This is a genomic window from Pseudomonas sp. Snoq117.2 (assembly GCF_900110545.1).
GTDB classification, from domain to species: Bacteria; Pseudomonadota; Gammaproteobacteria; order Pseudomonadales; family Pseudomonadaceae; genus Chryseomonas; species Chryseomonas benzopyrenica.
Genome location: NZ_FOED01000005.1, coordinates 1 through 16950 on the forward strand (window position 1 = coordinate 1; position 16950 = coordinate 16950).

Here is a 16950-nt window from a genome sequence, read left to right on the forward strand (position 1 = left end):
CTGTTGTGGAGCTGGACGGCTGGGTCAGACACAAACTTCGCTGCGTCATCTGGCGCCAATGGAAGCGGCCCTCTACGAGGGCCCGCAACCTGATGCGCTTGGGGCTGGGCGAAGAGCGTGCCTGCAAATCGGCCTTCAACGGTCGCGGCCCATGGTGGAACTCTGGAGCGCCACATATGAATCAGGCGCTGCCGAAGAAGCTCTGGGATCGACTCGGGCTTGTCTCGATACTGGATACGATCAACCGGCTTAGCCGCATGACCTGAACCGCCGTGTACGGAACCGTACGCACGGTGGTGTGAGAGGACGGCGGGTGTGAACCCGCCTCCTACTCGATTAGAGGATTGGGGTGCGGGCATCCCGGACGACGTTTGTTCCAGTGGAAAAGACTGAGCCGTTTTCCACGCTACGGTGGTTCCTCTTCGCGGCAGCGGCGGTGCATTGATGCGTCCGGGCGGACGAAACATCCCCTCTCCCTTTGGGAGAGGGGATGTTTGGATCAAGCCTTGTACCCAGGCTATGCCGAGACCGCTGGCTGGCTGATCGGCATAGCACTACTTGCCCTCTCGCGCAAAAAATCGCAGTCTGCCGATCTCCTTCCAGCCAGACCCGTGCCCGCGCGATGATCCAGAGCAAGCTTCCCGACCTCGCCGTCACCATCTTTACCCGCATGTCCCAGCTCGCCGCCCAGACCGGTGCGCTGAATCTGTCCCAGGGCTTTCCCGACTTCGACGGCCCCGCCGAGTTGCTCGCGGCGGTCGGTCGCCATGTCGCGGCGGGCCACAACCAGTACGCACCCATGACCGGATTGCCGACGCTGCGCCAGCAGGTAGCGGCCAAGGTTGCCGCCTTCTATGGCCGCGAGGTGGATGCCGAGGCCGAGGTCACCATCGTGCCCGGGGCCACCCAGGGCCTGTTCTGCGCCCTGCAGACCCTGGTGCGGCCAGGCGACGAGGTGATCGTCTTCGACCCCTGCTACGACAGCTACGAACCCTCGGTGCAACTGGCCGGCGGGCGCTGCGTGCACGTGCCTCTGGCGCTGCCGAGCTTCGGTATCGACTGGACGGCGCTGGAAGCGGCCCTGAGTCCGCGTACCCGCGCCATCGTGCTCAATACCCCGCACAACCCCAGTGGCGCTCTGGTCAGCGCCGCCGAGTTGGATCGCCTGGCCGCACTGATCCGCGGGCGCGATCTCTATCTGGTCAGCGACGAGGTCTATGAGCACCTGGTCTACGACGGCGAGCGCCATGCCAGCGTCACCGCCCACGACGAACTCTATGCCCGCGCCTTCGTGGTCAGCTCCTTCGGCAAGACCTATCACGTCACCGGCTGGAAGACCGGCTATGTGGTAGCGCCGCCGGCGCTGTCGGCCGAGTTGCGCAAGGTGCACCAGTACGTGAGCTTCTGCGGAGTGACGCCGATCCAGGCCGCCCTGGCCGACTTCATGGCCGCCCATCCCGAGCACCTCAGCGAGCTGCCGGCCTTCTACCAGGCCAAGCGCGATCTCTTCTGCGATCTCCTGGGTAACTCGCGCTTCACCTTCCAGCGCGCCGCCGGCACCTATTTCCAGGTGGTGGACTATTCCGCCATCCGCCCGGATCTGGACGACGTGGCCATGGCCGAATGGCTGACTCGCGAGCATGGCGTCGCCGCCATTCCGCTGTCGGTGTTCTACCAGACGCCGCCCGCTGACCTGCGCCTGGTGCGCTTCTGCTTCGCCAAGCGCGAAGACACCCTGCGTCAGGCAGCGGAGCGGCTATGCGCGATCTGACCCCCACCCAGGACCTGCGCCTGGCGCTGCTGCAGAGCGAACTGGCCTGGCATGACCCGGCCGCCAATCGCGCCCATTTCGAGCGTCTGCTGACGGCTGTGGGCGAGACCGATCTGGTCATCCTGCCGGAGATGTTCACCACCGGCTTTTCCATGGAATCGGCGGCCCTCGCCGAACCCGCCGATGGGCCGACCGCCGCCTGGCTGCGCGAACAGGCCCGGCGTATCGGCGCCGTGGTGACGGGCAGCCTGATCGTGCAGGACGAAGCTGGACAGCATCGCAACCGGCTGCTGTGGGCGACGCCCGAAGGCGAGTTGCTGCACTACGACAAGCGTCATCTGTTTCGCATGGCCGGTGAGCACGAGCATTACGCGCCTGGCGAGCAGCGCCTGGTGGTGACGCTCAAGGGGTGGCGGATCCGCCCGCTGATCTGCTACGACCTGAGATTCCCGGTCTGGAGTCGCGCTCGGGACGATACCGACCTGCTGCTCTATGTGGCCAACTGGCCAGCGCCGCGGCGTGGGCATTGGAACCGGCTGCTGCCGGCGCGGGCCATCGAGAATCTCTGCTATGTCGCCGCGGTGAACCGCCTTGGCAGCGACGGCAACGGTCATCCCTATGCCGGTGACAGCCAGGTGCTGGACTTCCAGGGTGAACCCCTGGTCGAGGCCGGCGCGGCGGCCGGCATCTTCCACACGACCCTGTCGGCCGCGGAGCTGGCCGGCTATCGCGAGCGCTTTCCGGCGCAGCGCGATGCCGACGCCTTCCGCCTGGACTGATCAGGCCCAGAAGGGCGCGGGCTGGACGGCATGCTGGTGGATCAGGGCGACGGCCTGGTCCACGTCCGTCGCGGTGGTGTAGCGACCCAGGCTGAATCTGTAGCTGCGCGCGGCCTGTTCGGCGGATAGGCCCAGGCCCAGGAGCACATGAGAGGGTGCCGCCTTGGCCGAACTGCAGGCCGAGGTCGTCGAGAAGGCTAACTGACGCTGCAGCGCCACGGTGTCCAGTGGCGTGGCGAAGGTCAGGTTCAGGGTATGGGGAATGCGCTGCCGGGCGCAGCCATTGAGCTGCATGCCGTTCAACGTCTGCACCCCTGCCAGGAACCGCTCGCGCAATTGACCAAGACGCTCGTTTTCCCGCGTCATGGCCTGGCCGGCGAGGGCGAAGGCAGTGCCCATGCCGACGATCTGGTGAGTGGCCAGGGTGCCGGAGCGCAGCCCGCGCTCATGGCCGCCGCCGTGGATCTGCGCCTGCAGGGCACCCTCCGCCCGCGGGCCGACGTAGAGGGCGCCGATGCCCTTAGGACCGTAGGTCTTGTGCGCGGAAAAGGACATCAGATCGACATCCAGGCCGTTCAGGTCGATGGCGACCTTGCCGGTGGCCTGGGCGGCGTCCACATGGAAGAGGGCGCCACGGGCGCGGACCAGCCGGCCGATGGCGTCGATGTCGGTCAGGGTGCCCAGCTCGTTGTTCACCAGCATCAGCGAGACCAGGCAGGTGTCGTCTCGCCAGGCCTGCTCGACGGCGGCGGGGGTGATCAGACCTGCTGCGTCAGGCGTCAGGTAGGTTACGGTGAAGCCCTCGGCTTCCAGTTGGGCCGCGGTATCCAGGACCGCCCGGTGTTCCAGGCAACTGGTGATCAGGTGGCCGCGCCCGCGACGACGGGCCACGCCGAGCAGGGCGAGGTTGTTGGATTCGGTGGCGCCGGAGGTCCAGACCAGCTGTGCGGGCTGGGCGCCGACCAGGGCGGCTACCTGCTGGCGAGCGCTATCCACAGCCTGCTGGGCGTCGTTGCCGAAGGCATGGCCGCGGGAGGCGGGATTGCCGAAGACGCCCTGGCGGCCCAGGCAACCCAACATGGCCTCGATGACGACATCGTCGACGGGGGTAGTGGCGGCGTAGTCGAAATACAGGGGGTAAGCGTCCATGGCGGCCTCGAGCGTTTGAGTGAAACTAGGCTAACGCTCACGCTCGTGAAGAAATTTGCTTTTTTATCTCTTATTGGCGTTTTTATGAGAATAGAATTCTCTTAAATAGCTTTTATGGAGAAAGCCGTTTCATGGATCGCTTCGATCGCGCCATCCTCGAGATCTTGCAGCAGGACAGCACCCGACCGGTGGCCGATATCGCCGAGCGTATCGGCCTGGGCACCACCGCCTGTTGGCGGCGGATCCAGAAGCTGGAGGAGCAGGGGGTCATCCGCGCCCGGGTGGCGCTGCTCGATCCCCGCCAGCTCAACGTGGGGGTGACGGTGTTCGTCTCGGTGCGCACCAACCAGCACGCCATGGACTGGCTGCAGCGCTTCCACGCGGCGGTGGCGGCCATTCCGGAGGTGGTGGAGCTCTATCGCATGGCCGGCGACACGGATTACCTGATGCGCATCGTGGTGCCGGACATCGCCGCCTACGATGGTGTGTACAAACGGCTGATCCAGGTACCGGGGTTGCTCGATGTCAGCTCCAGCTTCGCCATGGAGCAGATCAAGTACAGCACGGCCTTGCCGCTGGATTATGTGCGTTGAGGGGGCGGTCTATCGCGGCCATGGGCCGCTCCTACGGCTAAACCGGAGCGTGTAGGAGCGGCCCATGGCCGCGATTAAATCCTATGATCGCTACCCAACACTGGCGGCGCCTCGAGGCAAGGCCTGTTGGGCTTCGCTACGCTCAGCCCAACCTACGGCGGCCCGTCATGACCACGATGAAGTGGGTTGGGTGGCGCCAAGTCTCAGCGATAGGCGCTGACCTGATTCAGCAGGGTGACGTCGTCGGCGGGCAGCTGCAGCCGAGTGGCGGCGATCAGGTCGTCGAGCTGGGCCTGGGAGGTGGCGCTGGCAATGGGGGCGGTGATGCTCGGACGGGCGATCAGCCAGGCCAGGGCTACTTGGGCCGGGGTGGCGTCGTGCTTTTCGGCGATCTCGTCGAGACCGGCGAGAATGGCCATGCCGCGTTCGTCCAGATAGCCTTTGACCATCTCTGCCCGTGCACCCTGGAGGTCATCCTTGGTGCGGTACTTGCCGGTAAGGAAGCCGCTGGCCAGGGAGAAATAGCTGATCACGCCCAGGCCGAGCTCTTGGACCACCGGCTCCAGGTCGGTCTCGTAGTCCTTGCGCGCGTGCAGATTGTAGTGCGGCTGCAGGCTCTGGTAGGCCGGCACGCCCAGGCGCTCGGCGACCTGGGCCGCTTCGCGCAGGCGCTGGCCACCATGGTTGGAGGCGCCGATCACCCGCACCTTGCCCTGTTCCACCAGACGGGCGAAGGCCCCCAGGGTCTCTTCCAGAGGGGTGTCCTGATCATCGCAATGCGCCTGGTAGAGGTCGATGCGATCGGTCTGCAGGCGCTTGAGCGAGGCCTCCACCGCCTGCTGTACATAGTTGGCGCCAAGGCCTTTGCGACCCTCGCCCATGTCCATGCCCAGCTTGGTGGCCAGGATCACCTGATCGCGCTTGCCGCTCCGGGCGAACCACTTGCCGAGCAGGGTCTCGGACTCGCCGCCACGGTTGCCTGGCGCCCAGCGCGAATAGACGTCGGCGGTGTCGATGAAATCCAGGCCGGCGTCGAGCAGCGTGTCCAGCATACGAAAGGACTGGGCTTCGTCCAGCGTCCAGCCAAAGACGTTGCCACCGAAGCAGAGGGGCGGGACCTGCAGGTCGGAGTGGCCGAGGGTACGTTTTTGCATGGGATCCTCATCTGGATAGGGAAGACATGCAGGTTACGACCGATGGCCGCGGCTCAAGGTTCGAGACGCGGCGGCCCTGACCACTCCAGCAGGGGGATGGGTTTGCCGAGCGCATAGCCCTGGGCGTAGTCGACGCCGATGGTGCCGAGCAACTCGAAGGTAGCCTGGGATTCGACGAATTCGGCGATGGTCTCGGCGCCCAGGTGGTGGGCGACCTGGTTGATGGACTCGACGATGGCGCGATCCAGCGGATCCTGGTCGAGGGTGCGGATGAAGCTGCCGTCGATCTTCACGTAGTCGACGCGGAAATGCTTGAGGTAGGCGAAGGAGCTGAGGCCGGCGCCGAAGTCGTCCAGGGCGATGCGGCAGCCGCGTCCGCGGACCTGGCTGATGAGTTCGGAGGCCACCGAGAGCTTGTTGATCACCGCAGTCTCGGTCAACTCGAAGAGCAGGCGTTGCGGATCCAGCGGCGAGGCGGCGATCAGCTCCAGCAATTCGGGCAGGAAGTCGGGATCGCTCAGGCTGTTGCCCGAGAGATTGATGCCCACGTGCAACTCGGGTCGCTCCTGCAGCCAGAGCACCAGTTCGACCAGCACCTGACGTACCACCCAGCGGTCGATGCTGCTCATCAGGCCGAAGCGTTCGGCGGCCGGGATGAAGGTGGCCGGCGAGATCAGTTGGCCCTGGACATCGCGCAGGCGCAGCAGCAACTCGACATGCTGCGCCGCGCTGCCGCGGCTACGGGTGGGGACGATGGTCTGGGCGTGCAATTCGAAGCGGTGCTGCTCCAGAGCCTCGCGCAGGCCGCTGGCCATGAGGATCTCGCGGTGTTGGCGCTCCACGTCCTCGCTGCCGGCGCGATAGAGCGCCGCACGATTGCGCCCGGCATGCTTGGCGGTGTAGCAGGCCACATCGGCCTGGCTCATCAATTCGGCCGGACTGCGGGTCTCGGCGGTGATGGCGACGATGCCGGCGCTGGCACCGACGTCGTAGATCCGGCTCTGCCAGTTGAAGCGCACGGCGCCAATGCTGGCGATGAGCTTTTCGGCGACGGCCTCGGCCTGCACCAGATCGCAATCACGCAGCAGCAAGGCGAATTCGTCACCCCCGATGCGCGCCACGGCGTCGGAGCCGCGCAGGGAATCGCGCAGCAGGGTGCCCAGCTCGCGCAGCAGCAGATCGCCCGCGGCATGGCCGGCGGAATCGTTGACCACCTTGAAGCGATCCAGGTCGATGAAGCACAGCGCATGCTGGGTGGTGCCGGCCTGGGCCTGTTGCCAGGCGGCTTCCAGCTCCTGCTCGAACTTCAGGCGGTTGAAGAGTCCGGTCAGGGCGTCGTGGGAGGCGTTGTAGCTCAATTCGCGCTGCAGGTTGCGGGCATGGGTGACGTTCTGAAACACCAGTACCGCGCCGATGATGTGGCCATCCACCGTGCGTACCGGTGCTGCGGAATCCTGTACCTCGTGTCGCTCACCGTGCCGGCTGAGCAGCACGGCGCCTTCGTCCAGCGAGGTGATGGTCTGGTCGCGCAGGCAGCGGGCCACCGGGCTGGGCAGCACCTCATCGCTCTGGCTGTCGTGGATGAGGAACACCTCCTCGTGGGGGCGCCCCTGGGCATCCGCCAGCGACCAGCCGGTGAGCTGCTCGGCGACCGGATTGAGAAAGAGGATGCGACCGTCCACGTCGGTGGTCAGGACGGCGTCGGCGATGGAGGCCAGGGTGACCTGCAGCCGTTCCTTTTCCTCGTAGAGCGCCGTGGTCAGCTGATGGTGCTCGGTGACGTCGCTGTTGCTGCCGACCAGGCGGACGTGGCCATCGGCCTCGACCACCGAGATCAACTCGGAGCGGATGTGCCGCACCTCGCCCCCAGGGCCGCCGCGATTGATGCGGAAGTTGAAGGTGTAGGACATCGAGGCGCTGACGACCTTCTCGAACACCTCCAGCGAGAGTGCCTTGTCATCCGGATGGATGAAGGTGAGCCAGAAGTCCATGTCCCGGCTGAGATTGTCGGGGGCGATGCCATACAGGTCACGCAGGCGGGCATCGGCATTGAAGCCCGGACTGCGGGTATCCCACTCCCAGATGCCCACGTTGCTGGCGCGAATGGCCAGTTGCAGGCGCTCCCGGAGCCGGGCGTTGGTCGCCTCGGCACGGCGCTGGGCGTCGATGTCACGAGCCTGCAGCAGATAGCCGCTGAGCAGGTCGCCGTCGTCGTGGTCGGGCGACAGCGCCAGTTGCATCCACAAGCCCTGGCCATCACGGTGCAGCAGGCGCCGGGTCTGTTCACCTTCCTGGACCGTCAACTGTTCTTCGGGATCGGCGATCAACTCCTTGAGCAGCCGGCCGTCGAGACTGTGGCGCGGATAGCCGAGCATGGCTTCCAGGGCCGCGTTCACCTGGCTCAGACGCCCATCCACCGACAGCAGCGCCATACCATAGGGCGCGGTGCTCAGGGCATGGCGGAAGCGTGCCTCGTTGCGCGCCAGGCGCTGGTTGTGATGACGGCTCTGCTCCACGGCGGCGGCCAGCAGCAGCGGTGGAATCTGCATCAGCGCCACCGGGATGTAGGTCAGGGCCTCCTGCATCAGCGAGACGGCTGGGGCGCCAAGCAGGTAGCCGTGAGCCACCAGGTAGGTGAAGATCAGGATGTTCAGGCCGCCCACCACCGCGGTACCCAGGGCGGTGAGCCTCAGGGTCATCAGCAGCAGCAGGGTGGAGACATAGACGAAGGGATAGGGCACATAGGCCAGCAGTCCGAGCACCAGCAAAGGGCTGATCAGCAGCAGGGCGAGGAATTCGCGGGCACCCTGGCGGCTGAATTGCTGCCACTGCAAGGGGCGGCGAAGAAAGGCGAGGGGCATCACCACCAGCAGGCCAAGGGCGTCGCCCAGGTACCAGTGCATGGCCACCCTCAGCAGCTCGGGATTGCCTTGCTGGGCGGCGATCAGGGTACCCAGGGCGGTACCCGCCAGCGGGGACATCAGCACCCCGTAGAACAGCAGTCGCCCCATGGCCGCGATGTTGCGTTCGGGGTGGAGGATGCGGCCATGCAGCAGCCAGGCGCCGAACAGGATCTCCGCCAGATTGGGTAGGGAATAGAGCGCTCCGATGGCCGGGTCACCACTGAAGGGCAATTCGGCCAGGGCGCCAGCCACCCAGATCGCCAGCAGCTGCAGCGGCCAGCGACGCCGGGCCGAGCGCAGCAGCCAGGCGATCGCCAGCCCATTGGGCAGCCAGAGGGTGGCCACGGTGCTGGAGGCCTGGCGGGTGAAGAGAATGCACAGGACGGAACTGATCAGGAACAGCAGGGACAGCGCGGCGATGTCACGCCGCAGGCTGGTGTTTCGCGACAGAATGGAAGTCATTGCCTATCCAGACAAGCTGCTCGGCCGGCAGGTGCCAGGCAGACGAGACGATCCCTAGGAAGCGGGGAGTATCTCCGCTGGTTCGCCATAAAAAAAGGGAACGCCGACGGGCATTCCCTTAAGTTTGACGAATGTCAGTATTAGGCAGCCTTGGCCTGGGCCTGGGTGACCGCGCGATTCAGGGCGCTGAGCAGGGCACGGAAGCTGGCGGTGGTGATGTTCTCGTCGATGCCGATGCCATGCAGCGGGCGCTGGCCCTCTAGGCGAATCTCGATGTAGGAGGCGGCCTTGGCGTTGGCGCCGGCGCCGATGGAGTGCTCGTGGTAGTCCATGATCTCCACCGCCTGGGGCAGGCTGGCGACCAGGGCTTCCAGCGGCCCCTTGGCGGTACCGTGCCAGTGCTCGGTACGACCTTCGACAGCGACCTTGATGTCGACGGTGGAGGTGCCGTCTTCCTCGCGCAGCTTATGGCTGACCAGCGCATAGGGGCTCTTGGCCTGCAGGTATTCCTGTTCGAGCAGACCGTGGATCTGCGCCGCGGTCATCTCCAGGCCCAGGCGATCGGTCTCACGCTGCACCACCTGGCTGAATTCGATCTGCATGCGACGCGGCAGGCTGATGCCGTATTCCTGCTCCAACAGGAAGGCGATGCCACCCTTGCCCGACTGGCTGTTGACGCGGATGACCGCCTCGTAGTCGCGCCCGATGTCGGCCGGGTCGATGGGCAGGTAGGGCACTTCCCAGAGCGCATCCGGCTTCTGCTGGGCGAAACCCTTGCGGATGGCGTCCTGGTGGGAGCCGGAGAAGGCGGTATGGACCAGATCGCCGACATAGGGATGACGCGGGTGCACCGGCAACTGGTTGCACTCCTCGACGGTCTTGCGCACGGCGTCGATGTCGGAGAAGTCCAGCTCGGGATCGACGCCCTGGGTGTAGAGGTTGAGCGCCAGGGTCACCAGGCAGACGTTGCCGGTGCGCTCGCCGTTACCGAACAGGCAGCCTTCGACGCGATCGGCGCCGGCCATCACCGCCAGCTCCGAGGCGGCGACGCCGGTGCCGCGGTCGTTATGGGTGTGGACGCTGATCAGCACGCTGTCGCGGCGATCGATGTGGCGGCCGAACCACTCGATCTGGTCGGCGTAGTTGTTGGGCGTGGCGCACTCGATGGTGGCGGGCAGGTTGAGGATCAGCTTGTTGGCCGGGGTCGGCGCGAACACCGCGATCACCGCGTTGCACACCTCGACGGCGAAGTCGGTCTCGGTGGAGCTGAACACCTCGGGGGAATACTCGAAGCCCCACTGGGTCTCCGGGCGCTCGGCGGCCAGGCGCACGATGGTCTGGCCGGCGGCCACGGCGATGGCCTTGACGCCCGCCTGGTCCTGGTTGAAGACGATGCGGCGGAAGCTCGGCGCGCAGGCGTTGTAGTAGTGGACGATGGCGCGCTTGGCGCCCTTGAGCGACTCGAAGGTGCGCTCAATGAGGTCGTCGCGGGCCTGGGTCAGCACCTGGATGGTGACGTCATCGGGGATGTGCCCGCCCTCGATCAGCTCGCGGACGAAGTCGAAGTCGGTCTGGGAGGCGGAGGGGAAGCCCACCTCTATCTCCTTCAGGCCCACGGCGACCAGGCACTTGAAGAAGGCCATTTTCTTCTCGGCATCCATCGGCTCGATCAGCGACTGGTTACCGTCGCGCAGGTCGGTGGACAGCCAGATCGGCGCCTTGTCGATGACCTTGTCCGGCCAGGTGCGGTCGGGCAGGGCGACGGGCGTGAAGGGACGGTACTTCTGCGAGGGATCTTTAAGCATGGTCATGGCGATTCTTTCCTTGGGCGTGGTCGGGACTTACGAAGCGAGCGCAGTCGAGCTTCGCAGTCGTCGACTGACCAGTCGCAGGCAGCGGTGCTGCCGGAGGAGGATGAGGGTATGGGCGTTGTGCATGGCGCTAACGGTAGTCCGCTCAGGGTAGGGCTCGCAATCTTCTTTTTAAAATTGGCAGGAATGGTCGTCTAGACTTTATAGCCGACGATTTATTGCTATGTAGGGCTCCCTATTGGTGATTTATGAACAGTGGGCCTGGCGGTTTTTGTGTAACCCGAAATCGCCAGGGCGATCCCTGACGCCGGACCGAGGTCAATGCTGGACGACTCTTGGCAACCGAACGGAAGGAAGGCGTCCATGAAGACCCTCGCACTGGTAGGCCTGGCGACCACCCTGATCGCCGGTCTGGCCTCGACGGCCCAGGCGGCCGACAACCCCCTGGAGGCGGAACGCTGGAAGACCCGACCGCTGATCCTGGTCGCGCCGACGGCGAACGATCCCCAGGTGGTGAAGCTGCGCGAGGAGCTGGCGCAACCGGCCAATCGCGAAGCCTTCGTCGAGCGGGACATGGTGCTCTATACCGTGGTGGCCGGCGCCGGCAGCCGCAACGATCAGCCATTGCGTCCGGAGCAGACCCGGGCGCTGCTCAAGGCGCTGGACGCCCGCGCCGTGCAGCCGGCGACGCTTTATCTGGTAGGTAAGGATGGTGGGATCAAGGTGCGCGAAGAGCAGGGGTGGTCGCTCAAGGCCTTGTTCGGCACGGTCGACCGGATGCCGATGCGGCGGTAAGGGAGGGGACCCTCACCCCAACCCTCGCCCAGGGGGAGAGGGGGCCTGTTGAGGCAGCCGGATGCAGCGTAGGTTGGGTTGAGCGTCAGCGAAGCCCAACACTGTGCCTGTTGGGCTTCGGCGATGGAGCTGCCTCAGCCCAACCTACGGGGTGCCGGTATCGGCGTTCGAGTCTCAGGCGTAGACGTAGGGGCCGCCCTGTTCCAGTGCGCGCTGGTAGGCCGGGCGGGCGTGGATGCGCTTGAGGAAGTCCACCAGCCTGGGGCGCTTGCCGTTGTCGAGGCCGGCGCGGGCGGCGGCGGCTTCCAGGGGGAAGCTGAGCTGGATGTCGGCGGCGGTGAAGCTGTCGCCGACGAACCAGCCGCTGGCGCCCAGCTGGCTTTCCAGGTAGTCCAGGTGCAGGTCCAGTTGCGGCTGGATGAAGCTGGCCGTGGCCTTGGCGGCGATGCCCTTGGCGATGGGCCTGGCGAAGAAGGGCATGGGCGAGGTGGCGATGCGGTCGAATACCAGTTTGAGCAGCAGCGGTGTCATGGCCGAGCCTTCGGCGTAGTGCAGCCAGTAGGTGTAGCGCACGAACTCGGGACTGTCCTGGGCCGGCAGCAGTTGCGGCCCGTAGCGCCGAGCCAGGTAGTCGACGATGGCGCCGGATTCGGCCAGGGTCAGGTCGCCGTCGATGATCACCGGCGACTTGCCCAGCGGGTGCACCTTGCGCAGTTCCGGCGGGGCGAACAGCCCGCCGGCGGCCCGTTCGTAGCGCTGTACCCGATACTCGATGCCGAGCTCTTCGAGCAGCCAGAGCACTCGCTGGGAGCGGGAGTTGTTCAGGTGGTGGACGACGATCATGGTCTTTCCTTAGGCCGGGGGCGGGGGATCAGGGCGCCGGGGTGCCCGGTTCGCCCAGGGAGGTCATGGCCTCGCGTGGTTCCAGGCGTCCGCGGAAGTCACGTCCGCTCGGGTGCTGGAATACATGGAGGCCGAATTCCGGGAGGATGGAGAGCAGGTGATCGAAGATGTCCCCCTGGATACCCTCATATTGCGCCCACACCGTGGTGTTGGTGAAGCAGTAGATCTCCACCGGTAGACCCTCGCCGGAGAGCGGCATCTGGCGCACCAGCAGGGTCATGCCTTGGTGGACCCCGGGATGGGCGCGGAGATAGCGTTCGACATAGGCGCGAAAGGTGCCTAGGTTGGTCACCCGGCGGGTGTTGACCGGCTCCTGGCCGCGCTTTTCCAGCTTGCGGTTCCAGTCCGCCAGTTCCTGTTCCTTGGCGGTGAGGTAGTCGTCCAGCAGGTTGAAGCGGTGCAGGTGCTCGCGCTCGGCGTCGCTGAGGAAGTGCACGCTGTTCTGGTCGATGTTGAGCGCCCGCTTGATGCGCCGGCCGCCGGCTTCCTGCATGCCGCGGTAGTTGCGGAAGGAATCGGTGATGAATCTCTTGGTGGGGATGGTGGTGATGGTCTTGTCGAAGTTCTGCACCTTGACCGTGTGCAGGGCGATGTCGATGACGTCGCCATCGGCGTTGAGCTGGGGCATTTCGATCCAGTCGCCGACGCGGATGATGTCGTTGCTGGAGATCTGCACGCTGGCCACCAGGGAGAGCAGGGTGTCCTGGAAGATCAACAGCAGCACCGCGGCCATGGCGCCGAGGCCGGAGAGCAGGATCAGCGGCGAGCGGTCGATCAGGGTGGCGATCATCAGGATGACCGCGATGGCGTAGATGACGATCTTGCTGACCTGGACGTAGCCTTTGATCGGCTTGAGCCGCGCCGAGGGCCGTCGCGAATAGAGCACGTTGACCATGTTCAGGGCGCTGCCCAGGGCGAGGGCGATGGTCAGCACGATGAAGGCGCTGCAGACGTTCTGCACCACGGTGACCAAGGCATCGGGGCGACCCGGCACCAGCTCGATGCCGATCGAGAGCACCAGGGCCGGGACGATGTTGGCCAGCCGGCCGATGACCCTGTGGTGATTGAGTTCGTGATCCTGGCCGAAGGAGGTGCTGCGCAGCAGGCGATAGAAGCCCCGCACCAGGATGCGCTTGACGATCCAGTTGAGGACCCAGGCCGCCAGCAACAAGCCGAGGCAGGCGACCAGGGTGAGCAGTTGAGGGTGTTTTTCGAGGTCGTCGATCAGTCGGGTCAGGGCCGTGGGCATAGGGGGTCTCTTGACGGGATACTACGGACGCCACGTTAGCAAAGCTGCGCCCTGCTTGCCGTATTCGTCATCTGCGGTCGGTCCTAGGTTCAGCCCTTTCAGGAAGATATCCATGCGTCCCTTAGCTGCTGTTCTTACCGTCGCCGCGACATTGCTGCTCGCCGGGTGCGCCGGGCGTCCCTTCGCTCCACCGACCCTGGATGATCGCCTGGCCGATCTGGGCTATCGGCAGGGCGCTGCCGTGGACACCATCCTGGGCTTCGATCTCTCCGGCTGGCACTACCTGGACACCCGCCATCTGGCGCTGGGGACCGGGCTGGGTCGTGCCTATCTTGTGGACTTCGCCGTGCCCTGCCGCAACCTGGCCGCCGGCAATCGGCTGGGCTATCGCTCGCGAGCCGCCGGCCTGCGTCCGGGCGACTTCCTGGTGTCCACCGATGCCCGGGGCAGTCGGATGGAGTGCCCCATCGGCGGCCTGTATCGCCTCGATCCCTTACGCTGAAACGCGATGATCCTGACCCTCGGGCATTCCAATCACCCACTGGCGCGCTATATCGAACTGCTGCAGGCGCAGGAGGTGACGGCGGTGGCCGATGTGCGCTCGCAGCCCTATAGCCGACACGTGCCCCAGTATCGCCGAGAGGCCTTGCGCGAGGGGCTGGCCGCGGCTGGGATCGCCTATGTGTTCCTGGGCCGGGAGCTGGGTGCGCGCAGCCCGGATCCGGCGCACTACGAGGACGGGCAGGTACGTTATGACCGTCTGGCCGCCAGCGCGCTGTTTCAGCAGGGACTGCTGCGCCTGGAACAAGGCCAGGCACGCTGGCGGATCGCCCTGCTGTGCGCCGAGCGCGATCCCCTGACCTGTCATCGTGGCCTGCTGGTAGCGCCCTGTCTGGTGCAGCGGGGCCTGGCGGTGACGCATATCCACCCGGACGGTCGGCTCGAAAGCCAGACCGAGTTGGAAGATCGGCTACTGGCCGCGAGCGGCCTGGCGGATGGCGATCTGTTCAGCTCGCGCGAGGAGCGGTTGAAACGGGCCTATGCCCGCCACGGTTGGCGGTAGCCCGCCTAGCGCTCCGCCGGCTCGCGCTTCTTCCACCAGCCGGCGTAGAGGCCGATGGGATAGACGCTGACCAGCACGGCGTAGACCACCCAGGTGCGCCAGGACCAGGCCGACAAGACGAAGCCCTGGGAGAAGCCCACGAGCAGGTAGCAGGCGGCGGCGACCAGCAGGATGCTGCCGAGGGCACTGCCGAAGCGGGGTCTTGGGGTCATGGCGGTTCCAGGTCTGGGCAGAGGAGGGCGTCTCTTTTAAGCCAGCGCCGGACGCCTGGCAATGCCCCTGACTGCAACCAATTGTTTGTTATCGATCAGGGCTTGAAGGCCCCGATGAAGATGCTCGGGTCGACGCGCACGTCGTTGAGGCTGACGTTCCAGTGGAGATGCGGACCGGTGGCGCGTCCGGTGCTGCCGACGCGACCGACCACGCCACCGCGGGGCACCTCCTGGCCGACCTGGACGTCGACGCGGGACAGGTGGCAGAACATGCTGATCAGCCCCTGGCCGTGGTCGACGAACACCGTCTTGCCATTGAAGAAGTAGTCGCCCACCAGCACCACCTTGCCGGCGGCCGGGGCCTTGACCGGGGTGCCGGCGGGCACCGCGAAGTCCAGCCCCGAATGCGGGTTGCGTTCCTGGCCGTTGAAGAAGCGGCGCAGGCCGAAAGGGCTGGAGAGCGGGCCGTCCACGGGCTTGTCCAGCAGCAGATTGCTGGGCTGGTTGGGGGAGAACAGTCGGTAGGCGGCCTGCTGCTCGGCCAGTTCGCGCTCGAAACGCTTCAGATCCTCGGGATTGGGCGTGACCTGGCGCTGGTTCTTCAGGGTGATGCGCTGCTCGGCGTAGTGGCGGCTGCCAACCGTGAAGGCCTGGGGCGCGGCGCCGGCGACCTCCAATGGCTGGCGGCCTGTGGCCGTGCCCAGGGGGATACCGACGATGGCCACCCAGCCATTGCCGTCCTTGACCACCAGCACCGGCTTGCCCTGGTAGCGCACCCGCGGCGCGGCGTCACCGGGGATGGGGACCACGGCGACACCGCCCGGCACCGGCTTGTCCAGCAGACGTTGCAGGTAGGTGCCGGCGTGGGCGGGCAGGGCGAGGAACAGGCAGCAGAGCAGCGGCAGCAGGCGAGACATGGGTTTTCCAAAGGCGAAAACGCCCATGCTGGAGCAGGCGAGGGCCGCAGGGCAAGGCACCTGCGGCTCTGGTCGTCAGTTGGGGACGATCTTGTAGAGCACGGTTTCCAGCGCCGGCTTCTGCTTGGGATCGAAGAAATTCATCTCGGGGATGCGCGAGTCCGTGACATAGACGGTGCCATCCGGACCGCGACCAAAGGTGTCCGGCCAGATCAACTTCTTGTCCTGTACCAGGGTGGTAAGCTGGCCGTTCTCGCGGATCTTCACCGCATGCTCTTCCACGGCGCTGACATAGAGGCGCCCTTGCGGATCCATCAGCAGGCCATCGGCCGGACCGTTCTCACCGACCTTTTCCACCTTGGCCGGCAGGCTGGCGAGGTCGTCGCTCTGCAGGCTGGCGGTGGCGATGCGATAGAGGGTGTTGCCCTTGACCGCTTGCCAGTAGAGGTAGTCACCGGCCGGGGAAAGGGCGATACCATCGGCGGAGAATTCCACGCCACGGCCATCCGGACGCATCAGCGGCTTGCCGTCAGCCTTGACCTTGACGCCCTTCTCGGCCTGGGTGCTGGGATCGCCATCCAGGGCGCGGCGCGCCTTGCCGCTGTCCAGGTCCAGCACCACCAGGGCCCCGCGTGCACCAGAGTCGGTGATATAGGCATGGCGGCCATCCGGACTGAGACGGACGTCGTTGAGGTAGCTGCCCTGGGGCGCCACGCTCTCGTCCAGCGCGTAGACCTTGCTCACCTGGTTGCTGGCCAAGTCGATCTTCACCAGCTTGGGTGCCCCTGGCACCACCAGAGCCTGGGCTGGGGCGCCCGGGTCGATGACCCAGAGATTGCCACGGCCGTCGGCCACCACGGATTGCACGCACACCCAGTGATTGCCTGGCGTCAGCTCATCGCGCTTGGCATTGCGCCAGCCGTTCCAGGCCGGATCCGGATAGGGCACCAAACTACCGTCGGGTTTGAGTTCAGCTACCGAGACTTCGCTGTCCTCGGTCCAGCGCGGGAAGTTGACGAAGATCCGACCGTTCTCGCTGACGGTAACGCCAGTGACCTGATGGTCGAAGCTGGCGACCTTTTCCAGCTTGGCGCTGGACTCGGCGGCAAAGGCGGCAGGTGCCAGGGGCAGGGCGGTCAATAGCGTGGCCAAGGCGAGGCGGCTGAGGGTGGGTCTGGACATGGTGGGA

The 16950-nt window shown here is 65.8% G+C and carries 16 protein-coding genes; 7 read left to right on the forward strand and 9 right to left on the reverse strand.

Translation table 11 applies throughout. From position 1 onward, the window contains the following. From BMZ43_RS13950 to BMZ43_RS13960, 3 genes are all read left to right on the forward strand, one after another. Nucleotides 1–266, forward strand: a 266-nt coding sequence (locus tag BMZ43_RS13950; protein ID WP_305881734.1) for a group II intron maturase-specific domain-containing protein, incomplete at its 5' end; no start/stop codon positions are given. 356 nt (nucleotides 267–622) lie between these two features. Further along, nucleotides 623–1771, forward strand: a complete 1149-nt coding sequence (locus tag BMZ43_RS13955) for a pyridoxal phosphate-dependent aminotransferase (protein WP_093254407.1) — start codon at nucleotides 623–625, stop codon at nucleotides 1769–1771. Continuing rightward, a complete protein-coding gene (locus BMZ43_RS13960) occupies nucleotides 1759–2550 on the forward strand; it encodes an amidohydrolase (protein WP_093254410.1) in 792 nt (263 codons plus the stop codon). Before BMZ43_RS13955 ends, BMZ43_RS13960 begins: the two co-directional genes overlap by 13 nt. On the opposite strand, the gene BMZ43_RS13965 is transcribed toward BMZ43_RS13960, so the two are convergent. Continuing rightward, on the reverse strand, nucleotides 2551–3699 hold the full coding sequence (locus tag BMZ43_RS13965; RefSeq protein WP_093254412.1) for an aminotransferase class V-fold PLP-dependent enzyme: 1149 nt from the start codon (nucleotides 3697–3699) through the stop codon (nucleotides 2551–2553). Nucleotides 3700–3830: 131 nt separating this feature from the next. Here BMZ43_RS13965 and BMZ43_RS13970 point away from each other — a divergent pair, with 131 nt between their 5' ends. Next, on the forward strand, nucleotides 3831–4292 hold the full coding sequence (locus BMZ43_RS13970; RefSeq protein WP_064309406.1) for an Lrp/AsnC family transcriptional regulator: 462 nt from the start codon (nucleotides 3831–3833) through the stop codon (nucleotides 4290–4292). A 203-nt stretch (nucleotides 4293–4495) separates the two neighbouring features. Here the strand turns inward: BMZ43_RS13970 and BMZ43_RS13975 are convergent, their stop codons facing one another. From BMZ43_RS13975 to leuA, 3 genes are all read right to left on the reverse strand, one after another. Next, nucleotides 4496–5446 carry an aldo/keto reductase gene (locus BMZ43_RS13975; protein WP_093254415.1) on the reverse strand — a complete coding sequence of 317 codons (951 nt, stop codon included), beginning with the start codon at nucleotides 5444–5446 and terminating at the stop codon, nucleotides 4496–4498. A 53-nt stretch (nucleotides 5447–5499) separates the two neighbouring features. Next, on the reverse strand, nucleotides 5500–8811 hold the full coding sequence (locus tag BMZ43_RS13980) for an EAL domain-containing protein (protein WP_093254418.1): 3312 nt from the start codon (nucleotides 8809–8811) through the stop codon (nucleotides 5500–5502). 140 nt (nucleotides 8812–8951) lie between these two features. Next, nucleotides 8952–10622 (reverse strand): 2-isopropylmalate synthase, encoded by a 1671-nt coding sequence (gene leuA / locus BMZ43_RS13985; RefSeq protein WP_093254421.1) that lies wholly within the window; start codon nucleotides 10620–10622, stop codon nucleotides 8952–8954. A gap of 363 nt (nucleotides 10623–10985) precedes the next feature. Between leuA and BMZ43_RS13990 the strand changes: the two genes are divergently transcribed. After that, nucleotides 10986–11417 carry a DUF4174 domain-containing protein gene (locus BMZ43_RS13990; RefSeq protein ID WP_093254423.1) on the forward strand — a complete coding sequence of 144 codons (432 nt, stop codon included), beginning with the start codon at nucleotides 10986–10988 and terminating at the stop codon, nucleotides 11415–11417. A 174-nt stretch (nucleotides 11418–11591) separates the two neighbouring features. Here BMZ43_RS13990 and BMZ43_RS13995 read toward each other — a convergent pair whose 3' ends face one another. Both BMZ43_RS13995 and BMZ43_RS14000 read right to left on the reverse strand, forming a co-directional pair. Further along, nucleotides 11592–12260: a glutathione S-transferase family protein gene (locus BMZ43_RS13995; protein WP_093254425.1), complete on the reverse strand. Its 669-nt coding sequence runs from the start codon at nucleotides 12258–12260 to the stop codon at nucleotides 11592–11594. 28 nt (nucleotides 12261–12288) lie between these two features. Then, nucleotides 12289–13569 (reverse strand): mechanosensitive ion channel family protein, encoded by a 1281-nt coding sequence (locus tag BMZ43_RS14000; protein WP_017640651.1) that lies wholly within the window; start codon nucleotides 13567–13569, stop codon nucleotides 12289–12291. 112 nt (nucleotides 13570–13681) lie between these two features. Between BMZ43_RS14000 and BMZ43_RS14005 the strand changes: the two genes are divergently transcribed. Further along, nucleotides 13682–14071 (forward strand): DUF6491 family protein, encoded by a 390-nt coding sequence (locus BMZ43_RS14005; RefSeq protein ID WP_093254428.1) that lies wholly within the window; start codon nucleotides 13682–13684, stop codon nucleotides 14069–14071. A 6-nt stretch (nucleotides 14072–14077) separates the two neighbouring features. Beyond that, the gene (locus BMZ43_RS14010) at nucleotides 14078–14632 is read left to right on the forward strand and encodes a DUF488 domain-containing protein (RefSeq protein ID WP_064309398.1); all 555 of its coding nucleotides are present in this window, start codon (nucleotides 14078–14080) and stop codon (nucleotides 14630–14632) included. Nucleotides 14633–14637: 5 nt separating this feature from the next. Here the strand turns inward: BMZ43_RS14010 and BMZ43_RS14015 are convergent, their stop codons facing one another. From BMZ43_RS14015 to BMZ43_RS14025, 3 genes are all read right to left on the reverse strand, one after another. Further along, nucleotides 14638–14844 carry a hypothetical protein gene (locus BMZ43_RS14015; RefSeq protein ID WP_064309397.1) on the reverse strand — a complete coding sequence of 69 codons (207 nt, stop codon included), beginning with the start codon at nucleotides 14842–14844 and terminating at the stop codon, nucleotides 14638–14640. 95 nt (nucleotides 14845–14939) lie between these two features. Next, nucleotides 14940–15761, reverse strand: coding sequence for a M23 family metallopeptidase (locus BMZ43_RS14020; protein ID WP_064309396.1), 822 nt, complete (start codon nucleotides 15759–15761; stop codon nucleotides 14940–14942). Nucleotides 15762–15836: 75 nt separating this feature from the next. Beyond that, nucleotides 15837–16943 carry an L-dopachrome tautomerase-related protein gene (locus BMZ43_RS14025; RefSeq protein WP_093254430.1) on the reverse strand — a complete coding sequence of 369 codons (1107 nt, stop codon included), beginning with the start codon at nucleotides 16941–16943 and terminating at the stop codon, nucleotides 15837–15839. Between the last annotated feature and the right edge of the window lie 7 nt (nucleotides 16944–16950).